This is a genomic window from Botrimarina hoheduenensis (genome assembly GCF_007859815.1).
Lineage (GTDB): Bacteria > Planctomycetota > Planctomycetia > Pirellulales > Lacipirellulaceae > Botrimarina > Botrimarina hoheduenensis.
On record NZ_SJPH01000001.1, the window covers coordinates 471,645 to 494,021 of the forward strand.

The 22,377-nt window shown below is 63.9% G+C and carries 14 protein-coding genes; 12 read left to right on the forward strand and 2 right to left on the reverse strand.

The window, feature by feature from the left end; all coding sequences use genetic code 11:
• The first annotated feature begins 123 nt into the window (after window positions 1-123).
• The 7 genes from Pla111_RS01795 (at window position 124) to Pla111_RS01825 (ending at window position 12,147) form a co-directional block, all read left to right on the forward strand.
• Entirely contained in the window at window positions 124-3,570 is a 3,447-nt protein-coding gene (locus tag Pla111_RS01795) for an alpha-amylase family glycosyl hydrolase (protein ID WP_146570785.1), read from the forward strand.
• Between the two features lie 87 nt (window positions 3,571-3,657).
• A complete protein-coding gene (locus tag Pla111_RS01800; RefSeq protein ID WP_146570787.1) occupies window positions 3,658-5,130 on the forward strand; it encodes a PEP-CTERM sorting domain-containing protein in 1,473 nt (490 codons plus the stop codon).
• A gap of 64 nt (window positions 5,131-5,194) precedes the next feature.
• Entirely contained in the window at window positions 5,195-7,372 is a 2,178-nt protein-coding gene (locus Pla111_RS01805; RefSeq protein WP_197524667.1) for a glycoside hydrolase family 13 protein, read from the forward strand.
• A gap of 72 nt (window positions 7,373-7,444) precedes the next feature.
• On the forward strand, window positions 7,445-9,868 hold the full coding sequence (locus Pla111_RS01810; protein WP_146570788.1) for an extracellular solute-binding protein: 2,424 nt from the start codon (window positions 7,445-7,447) through the stop codon (window positions 9,866-9,868).
• A gap of 13 nt (window positions 9,869-9,881) precedes the next feature.
• Window positions 9,882-10,724: a sugar ABC transporter permease gene (locus Pla111_RS01815; protein WP_146570790.1), complete on the forward strand. Its 843-nt coding sequence runs from the start codon at window positions 9,882-9,884 to the stop codon at window positions 10,722-10,724.
• Window positions 10,725-10,775: 51 nt separating this feature from the next.
• Window positions 10,776-11,126, forward strand: coding sequence for a translation initiation factor (locus Pla111_RS01820; RefSeq protein ID WP_146570792.1), 351 nt, complete (start codon window positions 10,776-10,778; stop codon window positions 11,124-11,126).
• 115 nt (window positions 11,127-11,241) lie between these two features.
• Window positions 11,242-12,147, forward strand: coding sequence for a YHYH protein (locus Pla111_RS01825; RefSeq protein WP_197524668.1), 906 nt, complete (start codon window positions 11,242-11,244; stop codon window positions 12,145-12,147).
• A gap of 14 nt (window positions 12,148-12,161) precedes the next feature.
• Here the strand turns inward: Pla111_RS01825 and Pla111_RS01830 are convergent, their stop codons facing one another.
• Together Pla111_RS01830 and Pla111_RS01835 are read right to left on the reverse strand one after the other, a co-directional pair.
• Entirely contained in the window at window positions 12,162-13,175 is a 1,014-nt protein-coding gene (locus Pla111_RS01830; protein WP_231930563.1) for a lipase family protein, read from the reverse strand.
• Window positions 13,176-13,284: 109 nt separating this feature from the next.
• A complete protein-coding gene (locus Pla111_RS01835) occupies window positions 13,285-14,730 on the reverse strand; it encodes a hypothetical protein (protein WP_146570796.1) in 1,446 nt (481 codons plus the stop codon).
• A 158-nt stretch (window positions 14,731-14,888) separates the two neighbouring features.
• Here Pla111_RS01835 and Pla111_RS01840 point away from each other — a divergent pair, with 158 nt between their 5' ends.
• From Pla111_RS01840 to smc, 5 genes are all read left to right on the forward strand, one after another.
• Complete coding sequence (locus Pla111_RS01840; protein ID WP_146570798.1) at window positions 14,889-15,854, forward strand: DnaJ C-terminal domain-containing protein; 966 nt, start codon at window positions 14,889-14,891, stop codon at window positions 15,852-15,854.
• Entirely contained in the window at window positions 15,848-16,285 is a 438-nt protein-coding gene (rnpA, locus tag Pla111_RS01845; RefSeq protein ID WP_146570800.1) for a ribonuclease P protein component, read from the forward strand. The genes Pla111_RS01840 and rnpA overlap by 7 nt, the downstream gene beginning before the upstream one ends.
• Window positions 16,279-16,530: a membrane protein insertion efficiency factor YidD gene (gene yidD / locus Pla111_RS01850; protein ID WP_146570802.1), complete on the forward strand. Its 252-nt coding sequence runs from the start codon at window positions 16,279-16,281 to the stop codon at window positions 16,528-16,530. Before rnpA ends, yidD begins: the two co-directional genes overlap by 7 nt.
• Window positions 16,531-16,689: 159 nt before the next feature.
• Complete coding sequence (locus Pla111_RS01855; RefSeq protein ID WP_197524669.1) at window positions 16,690-18,447, forward strand: flagellar basal body P-ring protein FlgI; 1,758 nt, start codon at window positions 16,690-16,692, stop codon at window positions 18,445-18,447.
• 102 nt (window positions 18,448-18,549) lie between these two features.
• Window positions 18,550-22,182, forward strand: a complete 3,633-nt coding sequence (smc, locus tag Pla111_RS01860) for a chromosome segregation protein SMC (RefSeq protein WP_146570805.1) — start codon at window positions 18,550-18,552, stop codon at window positions 22,180-22,182.
• The last annotated feature ends 195 nt before the right edge of the window (window positions 22,183-22,377 follow it).

Sequence of the window (22,377 nt, forward strand, 5' to 3'; positions counted from 1 at the left end):
GCTAATCGACGGCGGCGTTAACACCAGTCCCGCGCCCGGCGTCAGGAAGGCGACCGCTCGTGAAGCGAACCCACAACCAGAGTTTTCAAACGTTTCGATTCGCCTCAGGGCGTATCGCTGCCCGTGGTACCGACTCTGCCGCAGGCGACCAGCGACGCTCCTGCAGCGACAACAGCCCCCCTCGAACACTCAGAACTGAGCAGCCAGGCAACCGTGCGTATCCCGTCATCGCCTCTCTTCGCCAACCACGCCGAGACCCTTAAGCGGGCTCTGCTACACGGTTGCGCGCTGATCGCCGCCCTGGCCGGGCAGGCCGCCACCGCCCAGGACGTCTCGGCCGAGCCGATCCTGCAGATCTTTGAGAGCAAGTGGGAGACGATCGACTCGCGCATGGCGGACATCTTCATGGCCGGCTACGGCCGGCTGTGGCTGCCGCCGCCGCAACGCGCCGACTCGGGCGGGCTCTCGGTCGGTTACGACGTGTTTGACCGTTTCGACCTGGGCAAGCCCCGCAACGAAACGCTGTACGGCACCGAGGCCAAGCTGAAGGCCCTGGTGAACGAGTCGCATCAAGCCGGCCTGCGGGTCAACACCGACTTCATCATCAATCACAACGGCTTCAGCGACAACAACACGTTCGACAATCAGGGGACCGTCACCACGGCCGACGATGTGACGTTCGTCCAGTCGGGCGGCTACCCGGGCTTTGTGTCGCAGCTGCCGGGCTTGCCTAACGGCGAGTACCACGCGCAGCAGTCGGTCGATAGCAATCGGTTCGATGGCCGGCTGGCGGGGCTGATCGACATCGATCAGGACATCCAGCTCCAGTACGTCCGCCATCCGATCGATCCGAGCAACCCGCAGAACATCCCGGCGGGAACGGCGGGCATCTTCGGTCGCGGCCCGGCTAACGTCGCTACGCCGAGCAACGCGCGGTTCTATCCGGATCAGGCGCTGGGCGGGGCGACCTACTTCGACCCGACGATCGGCCAGAACGTCACGCTCTATGACTACAACACGGCCGACCCGCTCGCCGGGGATCCGGTGCTGGAAGACTCGGTCGACCTGATCATGCGCAACGCGCGGTGGATGATCCAAGAGATTGGCGTCGACGGTTTCCGGTTAGACGCGGTGCGCCATTTCGATCAAGCCGTGCTCAACGAGTTCGATCGCGCAGTGTTCCGGGCGAAGCAGACAACGCTGCTCGACGGCTCGCCCGACCATGCGTTCTCGTTCCTTGAGACCGGCGGCGATAACGACCTGAATTATCTGCAGGGGTTCATCCGCAAGGACATCAACAACGCCACGAACAACGTCGGCGGCAACCGCGACGCGCTCGATTTTAATCTGTTCTTTGCGATCAAAGATAACCTCTCGGCGAACGGTTTTGCCAACGACTGGCGGAACATAAAGAACCGCAGCATCGACGGCCACGACGAGGGCTTCGCCAACAACGGCAGCCAGGGCGTGTCGTTCGCTCGCAGCCATGACGACGGCCCTTCGTACCTGGACAACGTCGCGCACGCCTATCTGCTGATGCGACCGGGCAACGCGATCGTGTACATGAACGGCAAGGAGTTCGGCGAGGGGCGTGACTTCCCCCAAGATGGCCGGGGCGACGCGCTGGGCGGGTTGTATGGCGATCAGATCACCACGCTCGTGAATCTGCGCAACACGCACGGCCGCGGCAACTACGCCGATCGCACACCGACCGCCGACCAGAAAGAGCTGCTCTTCTACGAACGCGAGAACTCGGCCCTGGTGCTGCTCAACAACCGGGGCGACGCCGGATATGACGAGCGCCTGGTGCAGACCGCGTTTGCCCCCGGCACGCGGCTCAAGGAGCTGACCGGCAACGCCGAGAACGCCTCGATCGACCCGAACGACGAGCTCGCCTCGTTTGTCGTGGTGGACGCCAACGGTCGGGTGACGGTCCGCGCGCCGCGGAACAAGTCGCTCGACAACGCGACGATGACCGAAACGGAGCACAAGTCGGGGTACCTGATCTACGGCCTCGCGGGGCCCGAGGGGCAGATGCGGCTGACCGACGTTGCCGGAGCCGACCTGACGCAGGTGCTGCCGGGCTCGACCCCCGTCGCGGGTCAGGGGGGACCGATGGGCCCCTCGGATAACTTCTTCAACGGCCGCACGCGGCTGACGGACATCACCGTGGTGACCGACGACGCGTTCAAGCTGCGGCTCCAGACCACGCCCGTTTCGGTTGGTGGCGTGCGCGACGTGCACGCCGACGGCGACTTCGCCCAGTTCCGCATCAACGGCGGCATCGACGCCAACGGCAACGGTGTGGTCGATAGCGTCACGCCCGGCGCGGTGTCTTACGGCTTTGAGAATTTCACCGGCGTTAACAGCCCCGGCTTCTTCAACAGCGGCACGGGCGTTTATGAGCAGACGATCGACACGACGGCGCTCGCCGAGGGCGAGCACTACCTGACCGGCCGAGTCTATCGTCATCGCAACCCCGCGACCAACAACGGCACGCCCGGCACCGAAGGCGACGGCGGCCCGGCCCTCTACACCGACTTCCGCGAGGTGATCTATGTCGATCGACTCAAGCCGGAGGCAGAGGTGCTGAGCTTCCAGCCGTTCACCAGCTCGCCGAACAATCTGGACGACCGCGATCTGATTGTGGGCTCGACCGATGGCACGGCCGACAACATGCACGTGTTCCTCGACCTGCCGGCGGGCATGTCCGATGCGCAGGTGTTGCAGATGGCCCTCAACGGCGTGAACGACGCCGGCGAGTACGACGCGGACCAGTGGATCTACGGTTTCTTTGACGTGACCACCGGCAACCACGCCGTGACGATCGTCACGTTTGAGCAGACGGGTAATTCAAACGTGCAGCGCTTTGGCGGCGTATGGACCACCACCAGCCAAGGCCTGGGCCTGGGCGACCTGGACGCGGACGGCCTGCTGGAAGTGAGCGACATCTCGGGCCCCGGCGGCTTCGAACAGGTGCTCGCCAGCAACAACGCGCTGTTCGACGCGGCGGCTGACGTGACGGCCGACGGCCGCATCGACACCCGCGACCTGCTCGAGCTCGGTCCCGAGCTGGTGGCGCTGGGCGGCTCGGCGGCGGTGCTGGCTGAATACAGCAGCGCGCTGCTGCGGAGAATCGATCTGAACGGCAGCGGGCAGACCAACGCCGATGACTTGGCCGCGCTGTACACCAACCTTGGATCGACCGATCCGCTTTACGACCTGAACGTAGACGGGGTCGTGGACGTGACCGACGCCCAGCTGCTTGTCGGTGACTTTGCCCGCACCGTGCCGGGTGACTTCAACCTAGACGGCAGCGTTGACGTAGCGGATTACACCCTGTGGCGAGACAACCGCGACACCGGCGGACGGCTGGCTGACGGCGACTTCGATGGCGACGTGGACACCGACGACTACACGGTTTGGGCCACGGCGTTCGGCTTCCAGCGGGGTGCTTACAGCGCCCCGGCGCTGGCCGTGCCCGAACCCGCCACGGCTTTCTTGGCGGCCCTGGCTGCGGTGCTGAGCACCCCGCGTCAACGGCGCTCACGCACCTTAGTTCCACACTGATTTACACCGCTTTCCTTTCGACTCTGGCAAACGCACCCCCAACGACCCACCCCCCACCCCAAGCAACGGCAACGACGGAGGAATTCTATGAAGACGTTTTCATTACTGAGTGCCCTAGCGGCACTCCTGGCGACAACCGCCGCGATGGCACAACCGAGCATCGATGGCTCGATCCTCGGCGATCAGGCGTTTTACGGTGCCGCGCTCTCGACCCAGACGACCCAGACCCAGTTCGGCGACAACTCGAGCGACGACCCGATCGTCACCGCCTCGGGCGGCTCGGAGATCAACCAAGTCTTTGGCCGAGTGTTCAATAACCGCCTTTATGTGATGATCACTGGCAACCTGGAGACCAACTTCAATAAACTCGAAGTGTTTATCGACTCGGTCGCGGGGGGCGTGAACACCATCAATGGTGCCAGCTTGCCGGCCAGCGTGGATGGTTTCTGCTGCGGTCAGTCGAACCCGAACGTTCCCTCCACCGACGGTGCGCTGCAGCGGATGGACGGCTTGACCTTCGACGCCGGCTTCAACGCCGACCGTTACTTCACGTTCAGCAACGGCAGCGAGCGCGTTCGGCCCACCGGTCCGACGGCGCGCAACTTCTGGGCGATCAACGCCAGCTACGCCGACTTGACGGCGGGCACCGCCGGTACGAAGCAAGCGTTGGGCATCCAGACCGCTCCGCGCGGACTGCCCCAGGTGCTCCGCAACCCGATGGACTACAACGGCGACGGCGAAGTCAACCTGCCGGACTACACGGTGTGGCGTGACAACCTTGCCGCCACGGGCGTTGGTTTGTCGGGCGATGGCAACGGTGACGATGTCGTCAACCAGACCGACTACGACAACTGGGTTTCGAACTTCGGTGCCGACGCCTCGCTGACCGGTGCCAACTTCGTACCGACCTTCGACTTCCAGGTGACTGAGCAGCAGCTTGCCGCCGGTAATGTGCTGCCCGGCTTGGCGCAAGGCCAGTTGATCGATCGCACCTACGCTCTGGGTGCCGGTGGTTGCACCGATGACAGTGGCGCTGGCTGCGCGGCCCCTGAGCTGGAGTTTGTGCTCGACGTCGCCCCCGGCGATGCGACGAATGCGAACAACCATCGCAAGTTCAACAACACCATCGGGCTACAGCTCGGTTTCGACAACAGCAACATCGCGGGCGTCACGGGCGGCACCGCCGACCCGGCTGCTGGCGAGGCGGAGTCGGCCACGACCGGCATTGAATTCAGTGTGCCGCTCTCGGCCCTAGGCAACCCGACCGGCGCTATCAAGCTGCTGGCTTTCGTTAACGGCACAGGCCACGATTTCATCTCGAACCAGTTCTCGGGTGCCGGCAATCTGGGCGATCCGATGCTGTTCCTGGACCGCAGCAACCTGGGCAGCGCACTGTTCAACGACGGGATCGACCCGCCGCTGTTCACGATGGCCGACATGCCCGGCGACCAGTTCGTGACGATTGCGCAAGGGCCGGTATCGGCGGTTGCTGTGCCCGAGCCGGCCACGGCGCTGCTGGTGATGGTCGGCGTGGCGGGACTTGCCACGCGCCGCCGTTGATCGCGGCCACCCGGCCTGATCGAGAGATGCTTTTGACTGTGAGTTCACTGGAGTCATGAAACCGATGGGGCGACCCGACAAGATGTCCGAGTACGCGAAGATCGCCGGGGCTACGCCTTGTGCGCGGCGGTTGGAGCGTGAGTACGGCCTCGTGGACTCTGGCGGCAAGGAGCGCTGGGGGAAGCCCTTCGGGGCAGCCCGCAGCCAGCCGGCCTCATCGGTTCTGACTCTTGCGAAGTGTCTCGTTGTGCGTGGTGCGGGGAGCGTCGCACCACGCATGACGCCTGTCCTTTTCTTGTTGTTGGTGGGAATATTTGTCGGATTGATCTCCGTCGGCGGCGAGGCGCGGGGTGAGCGGACCCCCGCCGCCGCCAGCGAAGGCACCACGGACAAGCTCACCCCCGAGCAGACGGTTCCCTCGTGGGCGGCCGACGCGATCTTTTATCAGCTCTTTCCCGAGCGCTTTCGTAACGGCGACACCTCGAACGATCCGACGCGCGAGTCGCTCGAATTTCCGGGGAACGTTGGCGAAGACTGGGCCATCACCCCCTGGACCAGCGATTGGTATGCCCGGGCCGATTGGGAGCGCGCGCGCGGCGATCACTTCTATGACGACGGCGTGTTCGACCGCCGCTACGGCGGTGACCTGCAAGGGGTGCTCGACAAGCTCGATTACCTGCGCGATCTGGGGATCAACGCCATCTACTTCAATCCGGTGTTCTACGCCCGGTCATTGCACAAGTATGACGGCAATTCGTTTCATCACGTCGATCCGCACTTTGGGCCCGATCCGGCCGGCGATTTCGCGATGATGGCCAACGAGTCGCGTGATCCCCGCACCTGGTGTTGGACCGCGGCCGACAAGCTCTTCTTTAAGGTGGTGGCCGAAGCACACGCGCGGGGTATCCGTGTCATTATCGACGGAGTGTTCAATCATACGGGTCGCGGCTTCTTTGCCTTTGAGGACCTGCTGAAGAAGCAGAGCGCGTCGGAGTACCGCGATTGGTACGTCGTTCAGGCGTTCGATAACCCGGCAACCCACGACGACGAGTTTCAGTACAAGGGCTGGTGGGGCGTGATGACCCTGCCTGAGTTCGCCAATAACGCGGCGGGCGACAACCTGCACGATGGTCCCAAGCAATACATTTTCGACGCCACACGGCGGTGGATGGACCCCAACGGCGACGGCGATCCGCGCGACGGTATCGACGGTTGGCGGCTCGACGTGGCGGTGGAAGTCCCGATCAAATTCTGGCAAGAGTGGAATCAACTGGTCCGCGCGTCGAATCCCGAGGCCTACACCGTCGCCGAGCACTGGGAAGACGCGGCCGGCTTTCTCGAAGACGGTGGCTTCTCTTCCACCATGAACTACTACGGCCTGGCTTGGCCCGTGAAGGGTTACCTCATTGACGGGGCCCTTTCTCCGAGCGACTTCGGCCGGATGCTGACCGAAAGGCTCCGCGATTATCCGCGCGCTCGGCAGTACGGGCTGCTGAATCTGGTGGATTCACACGACACGGATCGGGTCGCGTCGATGATCGTCAATGCCTCGACCACGCGTCCTTACTTGCGACCTGATCGCTACGACTACGACGTGTCGGAGCGGGTTTCGCCACGCAGCTGGGAGGGCTATCAGATCCGCAAACCGACCGTTTACGAGCGGCGGCTGCAGCGGATGATTGGCGTGCTCCAGGCAACGATGGTCGGCTCGCCGATGATCTACTACGGGACCGAAGCGGGCATGTGGGGCGGCGATGACCCCGACGATCGTAAGCCCATGGTCTGGCCCGATCTGCGCTACGACGGTCATGCGGCCGATCCGATGGATCGTGAAACTGATGCCGCACGGGTCGCGTTCGATCACCAGCTGATGCGGTTCTATCAGGCGGCCTTCGCCATGCGGAAAGCGCATCCCGCGCTGCGGAGGGGCGAGTTCGAGATCGTTTCAACCGATGACGCGGCCAGCGGGCTTGTCTATCGCCGCTGGGATGATGAAGAAACACTGCTGATAGTGATGAACCGGGGCGACGAGTCCTGGACGGTCGAGATCGCAGGCGATGCACACAGCGGGCACGGTGCCTGGAGCGAGGTCTTTACCGCTTCGGGCAGACCCGATCGTGTGAAACTTGAGCAAGCAGAGGGGGCCTTACGGGTAACACTTCCGGGTCGTGAGGCGGTGGTATTGCAGCGTGCCTCGGAGGCTCCCGATGTGGCGGCAAGCGGGCGTCCGGCGGTTCGCTAATAGCTGACCCCCGATGGCAGAGGCCAGGAGTCACTCTGGCGTGCCGTGTGATCCTGGAAAGGCGATGGCCTGATGAAGCGTGCGGTTAACGATGCGTCGAGTCCCGCTGGGGCCCGCCCGACTTTGCCGCTCACTTGCTTGTATCATCGCCTTGCGTATCTGGCGTTGCTGCTGCTTGCCACCGGTTGTGCCCTGGAGGGGCCCCCGCAAACAACGGTAGTGCTCTGGCATCAGATGCGTCCCGGCGATCGGGCGGTTCTGGCCGAACGCCTCAGGCTCTTCGAGAAAGACAATCCGGGCGTCACGGTCCGCGAGGTCTACAAGGAAACCGAAGAGCTGCGGAGCGGACTCGAGTCGGCCGTGCTCGTGGGCCGCGGCCCCGATATCGTTTATGGCCCCGCCGATACCGTGGGGGTTTACGCCGAGATCGGTGCGCTGCGAGACCTGCGTCCCTGGATCGATGAATCGGAGCGGGCTGACTTTGATCCGCGGGCCCTCATCTACGGTTCGTTTGCTCCCCCGGGCGATGCCCCTCCCGATGAGCGTGCTGGCCCTCCCGCAGAAGACAACGGCTCCGGCGAAACCAAAGCGGAAGCGCAGAATGCGGACACGCGTCCGCTGCTGCTGGTGGGGGATCGATTCGGCAATCACTTAGCGTTGGTTTATGACCGACGCCTGATCCCTACCCCCCCGCGCACCACCGACGAGTTGCTCGCACTAGCGAAGCAAAACACCGTCGATGAGAACGGCGACGGGCGTCCCGAGCGCTACGGTTTGGTGTGGAACTACACCGAACCGTTTTTTGTGGTGCCCTTTCTAACCGGCTACGGAGCTTGGGTTTTCGACGAGCAGCGCGCCGCACGAGGTGAGTTTGTCCCCACGCTTGATACGCCTGAGGCGCGCGAGGCGTACGCCTTTGTGGCTTCGCTCCGTAACGAGCACGGCGTGCTGCCGCTTTCCGCCGACTACAACACCGCGAGCGAGTTGTTCCGCTCGGGTAAGGCGGCCATGCTGATCGATGGCGATTGGAGCTGGGCGGGGCATCTTGCCGCCGATGAGATCGAGGCCGCGGTGGCCCCGTTGCCCGATGTATCGTCAACGGGGCTGCCAATGTCACCGATGGTGGCGGCCAAGGGCTATAGCATGAGTGTCGCGGCGACCGGCGACCGTGAAGAGGCGGCGGGGCGGGTGATCCGTTTCCTCACGAGCGAGGCGACGCAGCGCGCGTTCTTGGAACGGCAGAAGGTGCTTCCCTCGCGGCTGACGATCCGCGAAGAGGCCGCCCGCCAGAGCGATCCGATCCTCGCCGCTTCGCTTGCTCAATTGGAGCGGGGGCGCGCGATGCCAACCTCGCTTGAGATCCGTGCGGTCTGGGACGCGATGCGACCGCCCTACCAGCGGATCATGGGGGGCGACGCCACGCCGGCCGAGGCGACCGCGCAGATGCAGGCCTCGGCGATCGCCAAGATCGCGACTCTCAAGAGCGACGTGCGGCCCGACGCCTCGGTGTGGGTGGTGCGGATCGGCGGCGTCGGACTGCTCGCGGCCTTGGTGTGGGGGCTTGCGGGTTGGTACCGCCGGCTTCGCCAGGATTTTCCCACCAACCGATTGGCGTACGCGTTGGCGGCCCCCGCGATGCTGCTGATTTTTGTCACGGTGGTCTTTCCGCTGGCGTACAACGTCGTGCTCTCGTTCTCGAACATGTCGTTGCAGAATTTCCGAGAGTGGCAGGTCGTGGGGCTGCAAAATTATTGGAACGCCTTCAGCGGTGCCGACGCGAAGAACTTTTGGCCCGTGTTTCTTAAGACCGTCTTTTGGACGGTGATCAACGTGAGCTTTCACGTTGCGATCGGCGTATTTCTGGCCGTGATGCTGCACGGGCCCGTCATCGGCAAGAGCCTCTACCGCATCTTGCTGGTGATCCCCTGGGCCGTGCCGGCGTACATTACCGCGCTCACTTGGCGGGGGATGTTCGACGCCGAGTTTGGAGTCGTCAATCAGTTGGTGCGCTCCATGAATGCTTGGCTGCCGAGCTGGCTCGACCTGCCGACGATCAACTGGCTGACCGAAGCAGGGCCAGCGTTCGCGGCGTGTATCGTTGCTAACGTGTGGCTCGGCTTCCCCTTCATGATGGTCATCACGCTCGGCGGCTTGCAGGGCATCCCGCAAGATATGTACGAGGCCGCGCGTATCGACCGGGCCACGCGCTGGCAACAGTTCTGGAACATCACCGTGCCGATGCTCAAGCCGGTGTTGCTACCCGCGATCGTGCTGGGCAGCGTCTGGACCTTCAACAATCTCAATGTGGTGTGGCTGGTCTCCAACGGCGGTGAGCCGGCCGATCAGACCCATATCCTGGTGAGCTACGTCTACAAGGCGGTCTTTAATCTGTACCAGTACGGGTACGGAGCCGCGTTATCAATGATCATTTTTGCCATGCTGCTCGCTTTCTCAGCCGCGTTTTTGAGGCAGACCAAAGCAGCGGAAGGCGTCTAGGCGCGAGCCCCCCATGCAATCCGGAGTACGCGAACCCTGGCTTCTCACCACAGCGCGGCACGCGGTGCTGCTGCTGTTTGTCGCGGTCAGCTTGTGGCCGGTGATGGACGTGATCTCGATCTCGCTCCGACCAGGCGATCGGCTCCGCTCGACCGAGTGGCAGCTGATTCCCGAGAACGCCACGCTCGATTCCTACCGCCAGCTGTTCACCGAGCAGCCTTTCTTGCGGTGGATGGGCAATTCATTGCTGGTTTCTTTGGCGGTGACAGCGACCGGCGTGGCAGTCGCGGCGATCGGTGGCTACGCGTTCAGCCGTTTTCGGTTTGCCGGGCGGCAGGCGATGATGATCTCGATCCTGACCACGCAGATGTTCCCCGCAACTATGCTGTTGCTGCCCCTGTATCTGATGATCGCGAAGCTGGGGCTGGTCAATACGTTCCTGGGGTTGGGCGTGTTTTATGTGTCGACCGCATTGCCGTTCTGCGTCTGGCAGATGAAGGGCTTCTACGATACGATTCCGCCCGCGCTGGAAGAGGCGGCCCGGATTGATGGCTGCACGCGGTGGCAGTCTTTCACCAAGGTGATCCTGCCTCTCGCGACCCCCGGTCTGGTTATCACGGCGCTGTTCAGCTTTATGAGCGCTTGGAGCGAGTACTTGGTCGCTGCACAGGTGCTACAGGATTCGGACATGTTCACCTTGCCGTTGGGTTTGAAGAGCTTTCAAGCCAGCATGAGCACACAGTGGGGGCTTTACGCCGCGGCATCGCTCCTTGTAAGCCTGCCTGTCGTGATGGTCTTCTTGGTATTGAGTAAGCACCTTGTGAGCGGGCTGACGGTTGGCGGAGTCAAGGAATGAAACGCATCCCGTACGGACACCCGCTCATAGGCATCAGAAAAAGTTGCACGGATGGCAGGACTCTTTGACGGCACGCCGCTCGAGCGGCCGGTTCGTTGCGAAGAGTGTGGGCAGCTGGTCCAGTCCTGCGTTTGCCCGCCGAAGGTGGCACCGCAGCCCCCAGCGGAGCAGCAGCACCCGCGTGTGCGCAGGGAGCGACGCCGCGGCAAGTGGACGACAGTGATTGCCGGGCTCACCTTGCCGAAGGAAGAGCAGAAGGCGCTCCTCAAACAGCTTCAGGCTGAACTGGGCGTCGGTGGCGGTGTCTCGGAGGGCGAGCTCCTGCTGCAAGGGGACCATCGTGACAAGGTCGTCGAACGCTTGCGCGGGCGAGGCTACCAAGCCAAGTCATCGGGCGGATAAGAGAGCGCCTCGGTAAGATTTTTCAGTTTTCGACGGCACCCTCTCGCAGAACGTGGGTTGTAAGAGAACGCCTCGGAGGTCTTCGGGGCGGTTCTCGCGAAGCTGAGGGTTTCTCGTGCTCAAGTGTCCGCCTCGCAAAATTGTGTGTGCCGTTCTTGCCCTCGTCGGGATCGCTGCGGTCGTGGTGGCCCAACGCCCGTGGGCGCGTCGCCACACGGCCACGATGGCGCAGCCGCTTGAGCTGATCGTGGCCGATCAAGCCCCGCCGGTCGACGGAAGGGTCGAAACTAGCCAATCAAACGAGGTCCGAGAGGTCCAGTCCAACGGTATTCCCGAACACCGGGTGGGACGGTTTCCCAACCCTGGTAATCCCAACACGATCCGTGCGCAACGGCACCGCTTCAACGTGCCCCTGAATCCGCGGATAGCTCCTCGAACCACTCGCATCGGCGAACGGGGGCGACGGGTGTTCGGGGTGGCAGTGAACGGCGTGACCTTCGATCCGGGAACGGCGGAGGTTTGGCAGGGCAACCATCGCTCCGGATGGAACTACGAGGCTTTGGGAGGGGCGATCCCACTGGGCATCGACGAGAACCACGCCCACGTTCAGCCGACGGGCAAATACCACTACCACGGTTTGCCAACCAAACTGCTCGAGGAAATTGGCGTGTCAGCCGAGGCGCACTCGCCCTTGGTTGGCTGGGCGGCGGACGGCTTCCCAATCTATGCGCTGTACGGTTACGCCCATGCCGCGGATGCGGGCTCGGCGATCCAAGAGGTTGCTTCGAGCTACCGCCTGCGATCGGGCGAACGACCGGGAGGGGACGAGCCCACCGGGCCCTACGATGGTGCCTTCGTACAGGATTACGAATATGTCCCCGGGCTCGGCGATTTAGATGAGTGCAACGGTCGGCACGGGGTGACGCCCGACTTCCCCGCCGGGACTTACGCGTACTTTCTGACCCGTGGTTGGCCCGTGGTGCCCCGCGTCTTTCGGGGCGATCCGGCGCTGCTGCATTAGCGGCACCGACCGGTTCACACCTTCTGCTGCCCTGTACTTGGGGTCGTCTGGTGGGGCAGGCCAGCGTCATCAGTCGCAGGCGTCGGAGCGGGTGCTGCAGGAGCAGTTGCTGCTGGCGAGGGGGCTGTCGGCCTTGCCCGAGACGCCGCTTTTTCTAACAGGCGGAGGAGCGCCTTAGGGGTTCCCCCAGTTTCTTCCTGCTCAACGGCGATGCGGATCGCCCGCAGGTACTCGCTCATCAGGTGATCGCTGAAGTGATCGATGCGCCAGCGACGCAGGGTGCGGACAAAGCCCCACCAGCGATCGCGGGCTTTAAACAGCCCGGAGACACTCGAGATCCGCCCGCGCCGGTTCAGGTAGATCTCAGCGCCAGAGTGCCGATAACCCATCCAACGGGGCGGCACGCGTGGCACGATGTCGTTGTTGTTCACCCACCGATAGTACGGGAGGTCCACGTGGTTGACGTAGCGCTTGTCTCCAACACGCGGCGCGCCGAAGGTGAAGACCGCCTCCGGGTTCGAGCGGATGTGCGACAGATAGCAGCGCCCCGCACAGATGGCGGTCATCGCGCCCCCGAGCGAATGCCCCGTGAACCACAGGGTGCGCTCATTGCTCACTAGCGCCTGCTCCAGCCGGGGCCAGAGGTCGTCCACTTCGCGTTTGAAGCCGCGATGCACTCGGCCGATCGTTTCGGCGGCGTCGGTCAAGGCGTTTATGTCAGCGCGAATGTCGTTCCATTCGTGCGGCTCCGTCCCCCGGCAACAGACGACGGCGTCCTCGTCGCCGCCAAAGATGTACGCCTGCGCGCCATCACGATCGTAGAACCGCACCTCGGGCAGACCAACCTCTTCTGCCAGTTGACCGGCGATATCGCGGTTAAAATAAGCGGCGCGCGACAGCTCAGCAAAGAGCAACGACTTTTCTAGAAAACTCAGATCCGAGATCCCCCGACCGGCAAGCCGAGTGATCGAGGGGAGCTTCTTGTGATCGGGGAGCGGCTCAAACTGCTTGGGCTGGGGCAAAGCCACGCGGTTGGCTCCTGCGGTGTGGGGAGAGGGCCAGCGGTAGTTTCCACACACCGAATCTAGTGGGCCGGACAGCTGTGCTCAAGCGAACCGGCTGTCAGACGATCGCTGTTCAGTCGTTGGCCTGCGCACCCGCTGCGGAATCAGTCAAGGCTTCGGGCCAGCGAACTTGTGCGGCGCGAAACGCCGCGGGGTCGTTGCCAGAGGCGCGACGGGCTGCTTCTTGCAGCTGTTCACGCAGTGGTTCCGAGAGCTGGCCCCGGCCGGGGGCGGCTCTCTCGACGTACCATGGACCCGAATGCGCCAACTGCAACCGATCTTCGGCGGTCGTGATCGCGCGGATCGCGAACCAGCGGTGCTTGCTGATCTCGAGCGGCGGAAGCTTACCTCCCGCCGCCGACCATTCGGCCAACCGCACCGTCATCACCATCTCGCCGTCGGCGACCACCTCCAGATAGTCCACGGTCTCTCTGGTAGCCAGATTTAGCCCGATGAGCACTTCTAGCGGCCTATCGGGCGCGGTCTCAAACGAACCGCCAGGCTGAAGCCCCTCGGCAGTTGGGCGCAACAACGGGCCGTTGCTCACGACAACCTGCCCCAGCTCGACCGCCGTCCAGAAATCCGCCAGGTCATCGGCAGGGGCACCGCGTGTCCAAGTGCGCTGGTCGCCGAGCGGGCGTTCGATGCGGGCGGCCTTTTTCTTGTTTGTAAGCGGTGCGATTCCCGAGCCGCTGCCGGCCAGCGGAGGCAACGGCACACCAGCGTTCAGCAGATCGTAGTAGGTCCGCAACCGATCCTGGCCGGCTTGATTGTCGGCCGATGCTGTACCGTCCAGTAGCCAAACGGCGTCGAGCGCTTCAACAGCGGCCCACAGAAGCAGATCGGAACTATCGAGCGTCGCGACGATGCGCCAACCGCTTTGGCGGGCGGCGGCAAGCCGCGTGGCAACTTGCTGGGAGAGATTGGGCAAATCGTCGGCGGTGAGCGCTTGATCGACCGCGTAAAGCCAGCATGTGCCCTCCGGTCCGTGCCACCAAGCTACGATCGGCGCGGTGTCGTTGCTGCGAGACTTATCCCCAAGGCGGTCGTCTACCGCTTGCCAGCCCTCAGGTCCGCCCCAGTGTGTCAAGCAAGAAGCGTCGCTGAGGCGTTCGGCCCGCAGGGCGATCGCACGGTCTGCCGGGGCCCGCTGACACTGCGGGTCGAACGCTACCCACCCTTCTTCGGCCAGATTGGCGAAGCGGCGGGCCTCGATTCGTTCGCTGTCATCGGCGTAGCGATCGATCTCGAAGTGGCCCGCTTGGGTGCGGTACTCGGGCCCTGGATCGACCAAAAATCGGTAGGCTCCGCGGCGGAGGCCCAGTTCGGTCCGCCCCTCGAGATAGGCGTGATCGCCCAAACCGGCTTGGCCCCAATCGCGGGAGCGGACGGTCCGCCCGCGGGCGTCCCGCAGCTCAATCCGGACCGGCAGGGGCTCGCTTGTTACGGAATCGACCACTTCCAGGGTCAGCACCCCGTCCGGCCGTCGCGCCGCGGCTGGACCGGGGCCGAGTGTCACGGCAAGAACCAGGACCGCTAAATTTCGTAGTGATAGGGGCCTCTTCATATGTGTAGAGCCTAGCATGCGCAGCGGGGTGCCCGTTCCCCTGGTGCGATCACTCGATAGACTAAGACTGTTCGTTAGAAACCGTGCGATCCAACCCGAACTCGCCCCCGATGGCCCGCGACCACTACGAAGTCCTTGGAGTCGCCAAAGGGGCCAACCAAGAAGAGGTCCGTCGCGCCTATCGCGAGCTCGCCCGCAAGTACCACCCCGACCTCAACCGGGACAATGCGGACGCGAAGAAGAAGTTTCAAGAGGTTCAGGTCGCGTTCGAGGTGTTGAACGATCCCAAGAAGCGTGAGCAGTACGACCGCTTCGGACCGGCTTTTGAGCAGCACGGGGCAGGCGGCCCGGGAGGGTCTCCGTTTGGCGGGGGGCAGTCCTTTGATTTTGATCTGAACGATCTGTTCGGCGGTGTCGGTCGTGGACAAGCCGGCCGGGGCGCTCCGGGTGGCCAGGGGGGTTTTGCCGATCTCTTCAAGCATTTTGGCGGCGGCGATCCGCGCGGCCGTTCGGCCGCCGGGCGCGCACCGCAACGCGGCAGCGATATCCAGCATGCGATCACCGTCCCGTTTGCGACGGCCGTGTTGGGCGGTTCTGCTTCGCTCGCCTTGCAGCGTGAAGGTACCGGGACCGAAACGCTGAGCGTGAAGATCCCGGCGGGCGTCACGGACGGAAAAAAAATCCGCTTGCGGGGCCAGGGCGATCCCTCGCCCAACAATGGCGCGAGCGGCGACCTGCTGCTGACGGTCCATGTGGCACCGCACCCTTTCTATCGCCGTACCGGTAACCGGCTCGACGTGGTGGCACCGATCACCCTGGCCGAAGCGGCGCGCGGGGCTAAGATCGACGTCCCGACGCCCAAAGGAACCATCACGCTTACCGTGCCCCCGGGGGTCTCCAGCGGCAAGAAGCTCCGCGTTCGCGGACACGGCGTGCAGACGAGCGACAACCCCGGTGACTTGTTCGTCGAACTTCAGATCTTGCTGCCCGAAGCTCTTAGCCCGGCCGACGCCAACACGCTCGCAGAAATCGCCGATCGGTATACCGGGGAGCCCCGTAAGGAGCTCAGGTGGTAGCCGACCCTTCCGGCCGAGAGACGCATCGCGGCAAGTTCCCGCGCGCTAGCCGCTTGCTCCGCACCGCGGAGTTCGATGCAACGTTTGCACAGCGGCTGAGCGCCGGAGACGGCGTGCTGGTGATTCATGCCAAGCCCAGCGGCCTCGAACACCCTCGGCTGGGGCTCGTCGTGTCTCGCAAGGTAGGTAACGCCGTACGGCGAAATCGCTGGAAGCGGCTCTTGCGTGCCGCCTTTCGCCTGAACCAGCACAAGCTGCCCGCGATGGATCTGGTCTGCGTTCCCCGCCAGCGCGACGAACCGACGCTTTTGGAAGTGGCGAACTCGCTGACCCGTCTGGCCGACAAACTGCGGCAAAAATCAGAACGCCGGGCAGTCCCTCCTGCTTCTGGATCCGGCGAGGCGGTTCCACCACCGCAAACCGGATGCTAGCGAGCTTTCGGTTTCTGATCGCTGCGACAAACGCCTTGCTGCAGCTTGCGCTCCTCGGCGCGGTCCGCTGCTATCAGTGGTGGCTGAGCCCCGTCTTCGGCCAGGCTTGCCGCTACTCGCCCACATGCAGCAACTATGCCCTGCAGGCGCTACGGCGTTACGGGCCGTGGCGGGGCGGCTGGAAGAGCCTAACGCGGCTCTTGAGGTGCCATCCGTGGGGGGGAGGGGGCTCGGACCCGCCATGAGACCCACCATGAGGTCTGCTTGCACATTATTCCAGCGTAAGCGGGGCCCGGATGTTCTTGCTCCGGCAGCCAAGAATCTCTAACGTCCCGCGTCGCTGCGGCCGCACGGATGCGGATCGCACCCCCCGTTCTTGCCGCCAACTCGGAGCGTTCGTAGGCATGAAGCCGTTCGACGCCGTCCGCTGGATTTGCTTGCTGACTCTCCTGCCATCGGTGGGCTGCGCGATGCTCTCGCTGCGCGGCGGAAAAGAAACCGCCGAGCAGCTCGAAAAGCTGGGCGAAGAAGAAGGCACCCCGCTGATTTCCCGATACGCCCATCCGTATGGCATGGATTGGGTGAAGGTCGAGTCGGTGGGACTCGTAACGGGCCTGGACGGAACGGGTTCTGACCCCGTGCAATCGACGCAGCGTGCCACGCTGCTCGACGAGATGAACCGGCGTAAAGTGGATAAACCCAACGCGGTGCTCGCGTCGCCCACGACGTCGCTGGTGCTGGTGCGGGGCTTCTTGCCCCCCGGCGTGCAGAAAGGCGATCGGTTCGACGTTGAAGTCCGCACCACATCGCGTAGCGAGACTACCAGTCTGCGCGGCGGCCGCTTGCTGGAAGCCGACATGACCCAGCTCGCGGTGCTGGGCCAGCAGATCCGCGAAGGACACCTGTGGGCCCGCGCCGAGGGAGCCGTTCTGGTCGATCCATCGGCGGACGCCAGCGGCGACGCCCTAGCGACACGGGGCCGCGTGCTCAGCGGCGGTGTCTCTCTCCGCACACGCGATCTGGGTTTAATTGTGGGCAACAACCACGTCTCGGTGCGGATGACCCAATCGATCGCCAAAGCCGTAAACGAACGCTTTCAGGCCTACGAACGCGGACGCCAGATCGGTGTCGCCGAGGCCAAGAACGACGAGTTCATCAAGCTGCGTGTCCACCCACGCTACAAAGACAACGTTGGGCGTTACGTCCGTGTGGTGCGCAGCATCGCCCTGCAAGAGACCGCCACCGCGCGGATCGAGCGTGCCCAGCTGCTCAGCAAGCAGTTGCTAGACCCGCTTACCACTTCGCGTGCGGCATTGCGGCTCGAGGCAATCGGCGGCGAACTGGCCATCGCACCGCTGCTGAAGGGACTCGAATCAAAAGATCTTGAGGTGCGGTTCTACTCGGCCGAAGCCCTCGCTTACTTGGATCAAACCGCGGGCGTGAAAGCGCTCGCTGAGGCGGCCCGAGACGAACCCGCTCTACGTGTCCACGCTCTTGCCGCGCTAAGCGCTATGGATGACGTGAACGCCTACGACTCGCTCCGTTTACTGTTGTCGAGCAAGAGTGCCGAAACACGCTACGGTGCGTTCCGCGCCCTGCGGGCGATGAATGCCGGCGATCCGCTCATCCGCGGCGAAGAACTGGGCGGACAATTCGGATTCCACGTGCTGGATATCGAAGGACCGAAGATGGTCCACGTTACCCGCAGCCGCAGGCCCGAGATTGTGCTCTTCGGAGCGGGGCAGCAGTTTGAGCTGCCCATGGTGCTCGACGCGGGGACCGAGATACTCATTAACGGCATGACCCATAACGAAGTGGTTGTGACACGCATCACCGCTGGCGAAGCCGAGACCAAACGCCGCGTGGTGAGTGCGGACGTCGAAGAAGTGATCCGGGCGATTGTCGAGCTCGGAGGCGTCTATCCCGACGTGGTCCAAGCTCTGCAGCAAGCGAAGAACAGCGGTGCCCTGCCGAGCCGTTTCCGCGTGGATGCGATCCCCCGCGCGGGGCGCGAGATGGAGGCCGACGAGGAGTTGGCACAAGCCGCTTCTGACGGCTCGGCCGGAGAAGGTTCCGATATGACTGAACTCGACGACACGACCGCTCCCGGCAGTTATCGCGTCGCGACGCCTGTTCCCGACCTGTTTTCCAATCAGCGTTAGCCTGCCCGTTGGTGAGGCGTCGGTCGAGAGCCCGATATCAACGCCGCGTCTTGATGAGCGGTTGTCGAACGAGCCGCCCCGAACTCTGCCCCCCGTCCCAAGATGCTCAAGTCGCTGGAACTCGCCGGCTTCAAGAGCTTTGCGGACAAAACGCGCTTCGAGTTTCCCGCGGGCGTGACGGTGGTCGTCGGGCCCAATGGCTCGGGCAAGTCGAACGTCGTCGATGCGGTTAAATGGGTGCTCGGTTCTCAGAGCCCCAAGAGTCTGCGCGGGTCGGAGATGACGGATGTCATCTTCGGTGGTGCCGGGGAGCGCCGTCCCCTCAACGCGGCTGAGGTGACGCTCACCTTTGACAACCCCGAGCCGGGCGAGGGCGAGCGCCGCTGGTTTGATCTGGATGCGACCGAGGTCCGCCTCACGCGGCGCGTCTACCGCAGCGGCGAGGGCGAGTACCTGATCAACGGTAGGGCTTGCCGCTTGCGCGATTTTCGCGAGCTGCTCGCCGGTACCGGAGTCGGTGCCGGTTCGTACAGCATCATCGAGCAGGGACGGGTGGATGCGGCTTTGCAGGCTTCTCCGCAGGAGCGACGCAGCCTGTTTGAAGAGGCCGCAGGCATCAGCCGCTATCGCCTGAAAAAGCGTGAAGCCGAGCGACGGCTTGAACGGGTTGAGCAGAATCTAAAGCGGCTCTCCGACTTGGTGGACGAAGTTGAAGGCCGGCTGCGGCGAGTCCGCTCCCAAGCGGGCAAAGCCCAGAAGCATCGCGAGCAGACCCGCCGGCTACGTGAGGCGCGGACCGAGCTTGCGACCGCTGACTACGCGCGGCTGGTGGAGGAGGATCGTCGCCTCGAAGGGCAGCAAAGTCAGCTTCAGAGCCATGTCGCGCAGGCAGACAACGAGGTCCGCCGACTGAGCGAATCGCTCGCCTCGTTGCGCGATCCTCAAGAGGCCGAGTTGCAGCGTCGGAGGGCTGCCGACCAGGTCGCGTCTTGTCGTGAACGTGTCGGAAAAGCGACGGCTCGGATCGAAGACGCCACGCGCCGCCGCGGTGAAACGCTGCCCGCGGTTCTCCGTGCCCAGGCAGAGTTGTGCCGGCAACGAGCACAGCTTCAAGCGACCGTGGTTGACCAGCGTCGCGATGAAGCGGCTGCGGCGCAACGTGCTGCGGTCCAGGAGCAAGACCGATTACGGCAGAAACTTGCGCAACTAGCGAGCCGTTCACGCCGCGTTGGAGAGCTGCGTGAGCGGGTCGTAGCGCGACACGAAGCGGCGGTCAGCAGGCTGACCGAAGGGCAAACCCTTCATGCCACAAGGACGGAGGAACTGCGAAGGCTGGGCGATCGCCTCGCCGCGGTTGAGCAGCAGCGGGGACGGCTCGAAGCAGAGCACGCAAAAATCGGACCCGATGAGCATGCCGCGGCGTTGAAGTCGGCAATCGAGCAACGCGACGCCGCTACGGATCGTCTGGCACGGATCGAAGCCGCTGGCCGAGAAGCCCGTCGGCAACGCACCGCGGACGCGGAAAAACTCGCCACGCTGCGCAGCGAGCAGGCGCTCGCGGCAGCCAATCTCTTGACCGATCAGCGGCGTCTCGATGCGCTGGCCGAGGAACACGAACGGCTGCAACGGCTTAATCGGGAGGTTGCCAACCTGTGCGGCGATGACGGCAACGCGGTGGGGCTGGTGGCCGATCTGCTCCATGTGGATCTTGACTTCGCCCCCTTGGTGGAAGCAGCTCTGGGAGCCGCTACGCACCACGTAGCGGTCGAGTCGCTGGACGAGCTGATGGCACGCCACGCGGATCGGCCCGATTCCTTGAGTTTCCGGATCTGCTTCGAACCGGTAGCCGAGTCGATGACGCTGGGGGCCATCGATCATCTGGATCTACGGCGTGAGCAAGAGGTGATCGGTCGTGCGCTCGACTTTGTCGAGGTCGAGCCGCGGTTCGAGGCTCTCGTGCAAAAGCTGTTAGGCCGTTGTTGGTTTGTGCAATCACTTCCTGCCGCACTCCGGTTGTCGCGTACCGTGGGTCGGGGGCTGACCTTCGTGACGACCGATTGCGAGGTGGTTCACGCCCGCGGAGAGGTGTCGCTCGGGCCGACGGGCGATCACCATCTGGCAGAGCTGCGTCGTCGTGAAGCCGAGCAATTGCAGGGCCGCATCGATTTAGAGCATAGCAAAAACGGGGAACGCGAAACCCAGATCAGGGCACTGGAAGAAAGTCTTTCTCAAGCCGACACGGCGCTTCACGATCGCGATGAGTTGCTCGCCACGGAGCGCGATCGGCTTTCAGCCGCGCTACAGCAGGCTGCCAAGCTCGAAGAGCGCACCAAACAGTCGGCGGTCCGGATCGCCGAACTGACCACTGCGATCGCAGCCACCGAACAAGAGCGGGCAGAGTTAGCGGATCGTCAAAGCCGGCTCGCAACCGATCCAACGGGAGCGGGGCAGCTCACGCTCGAACGGCGTCGGACCGATCGGCTGGTTCGCTGGCGGAGTTGGGCCGACGCGACGCACGCCGCCACCTTGGCTCGTGAGCACGAAACCGCCGAGGCGGTCACGCGGCACGAAACGCTGGTGCGTTCCTTACGCGTCAGCCCCGCTGTGCTTGTGGAACCGAGCGATGGGGGGCCTCGGGAAAAGGCCGAGCGAGCCGTGCGCGAAGCCCGTGACGCGGCGAGTGTTGCCGAACTCGATTGGTTGAATCGCTCGGCTGAAAGATCGCTGGCGGTGCTTCGGCTCGAGATCGCCCAAAGCGATCAGCGGATGGCGGAGCAGACGGAATCGGCAGCCCGCGCTGCCCGCACGCAAGTTGTCGAAGCGATTGAGGAGATCCGCCGCGCGAACGCGGCATCGTCGGAGCGGCTCAAGCCGATCGACCTGCGCCGGCAGCAGCTTCGCCTGGAGAGAAGCTCGCTCAGCGAGCGGCTCCGCGATGATTACGGGATCGACCTACAGGCGGTCGTTCAGCACGCGCTCGCTGATCCTGAATGGTCAGCCGAGGCGGTTGATCGCACCGCGCTTCGCACGGAGGTCGAGTCGCTCAGAGCGGCCCTGCAGAATGCGGGCCCGGTCAACGCCGAGGCGCTTGACGAACTCGAAGGGCTAGAGAACCGTTACGAGCAACTGGCGGGGCAACTCCGCGACCTGAGCCAAGCCAAAACCTCGCTCGTGCGGCTAACGACACGCATCAACAACGACACCCGGCGGGTGTATGTTGCGTGCTTTGAGGAGGTGCGTACGCAGTTCCGCGAATTGTTTGTGCAGCTCTTCGGCGGCGGGCAGGCAGACCTGGTGATGACCCAGGACAGCGAAGATCCGCTTGAGAGCGGCGTGGAGATCGTCGCTTCGCCGCCGGGCAAGACGCTCCGCAGCCTGTCGCTGTTGTCGGGCGGCGAGAAGACCATGACCTGCGTTGCGCTGTTGCTGGCGATGTTCCGCAGCAAACCGGGGCCCTTCTGCATTCTGGACGAAGTGGATGCCGCCTTGGACGAAGCGAACGTGGGTCGCTTTGCGGCCGTCATCCGCGAGTTCATGAGATCGACCCAGTTTGTGGTTGTGACCCATAGCAAACGCACCATGTCCGCCGCGGACACGCTGTACGGCGTAACCATGCAGGAGTCGGGTGTCTCGAAGCAGGTCTCGGTGCGATTTGAGGATGTCGGAGAAGACGGCCACATCCGCCTGCCGCACAACGCCCCGGCCGAACAGGCGCCAGCGTCGCGGGCAGCGTGAAGCCTTTGGCAAGGATTGCCGGCAAATAGTTTGGGGATTCGCCGGGGCCCGGGTGCCAGAAACCGCGATTTCTTAACACTTGGCACGCCGATGCCAACCCGCCCTAAAGTCCGTGGGGGGGTTGTAACGAAGATAAGTTTCGGACGGGTTGCCCCCTGTCCGAGTCGGATACACCGGCCCGGACAAGCGGATGGG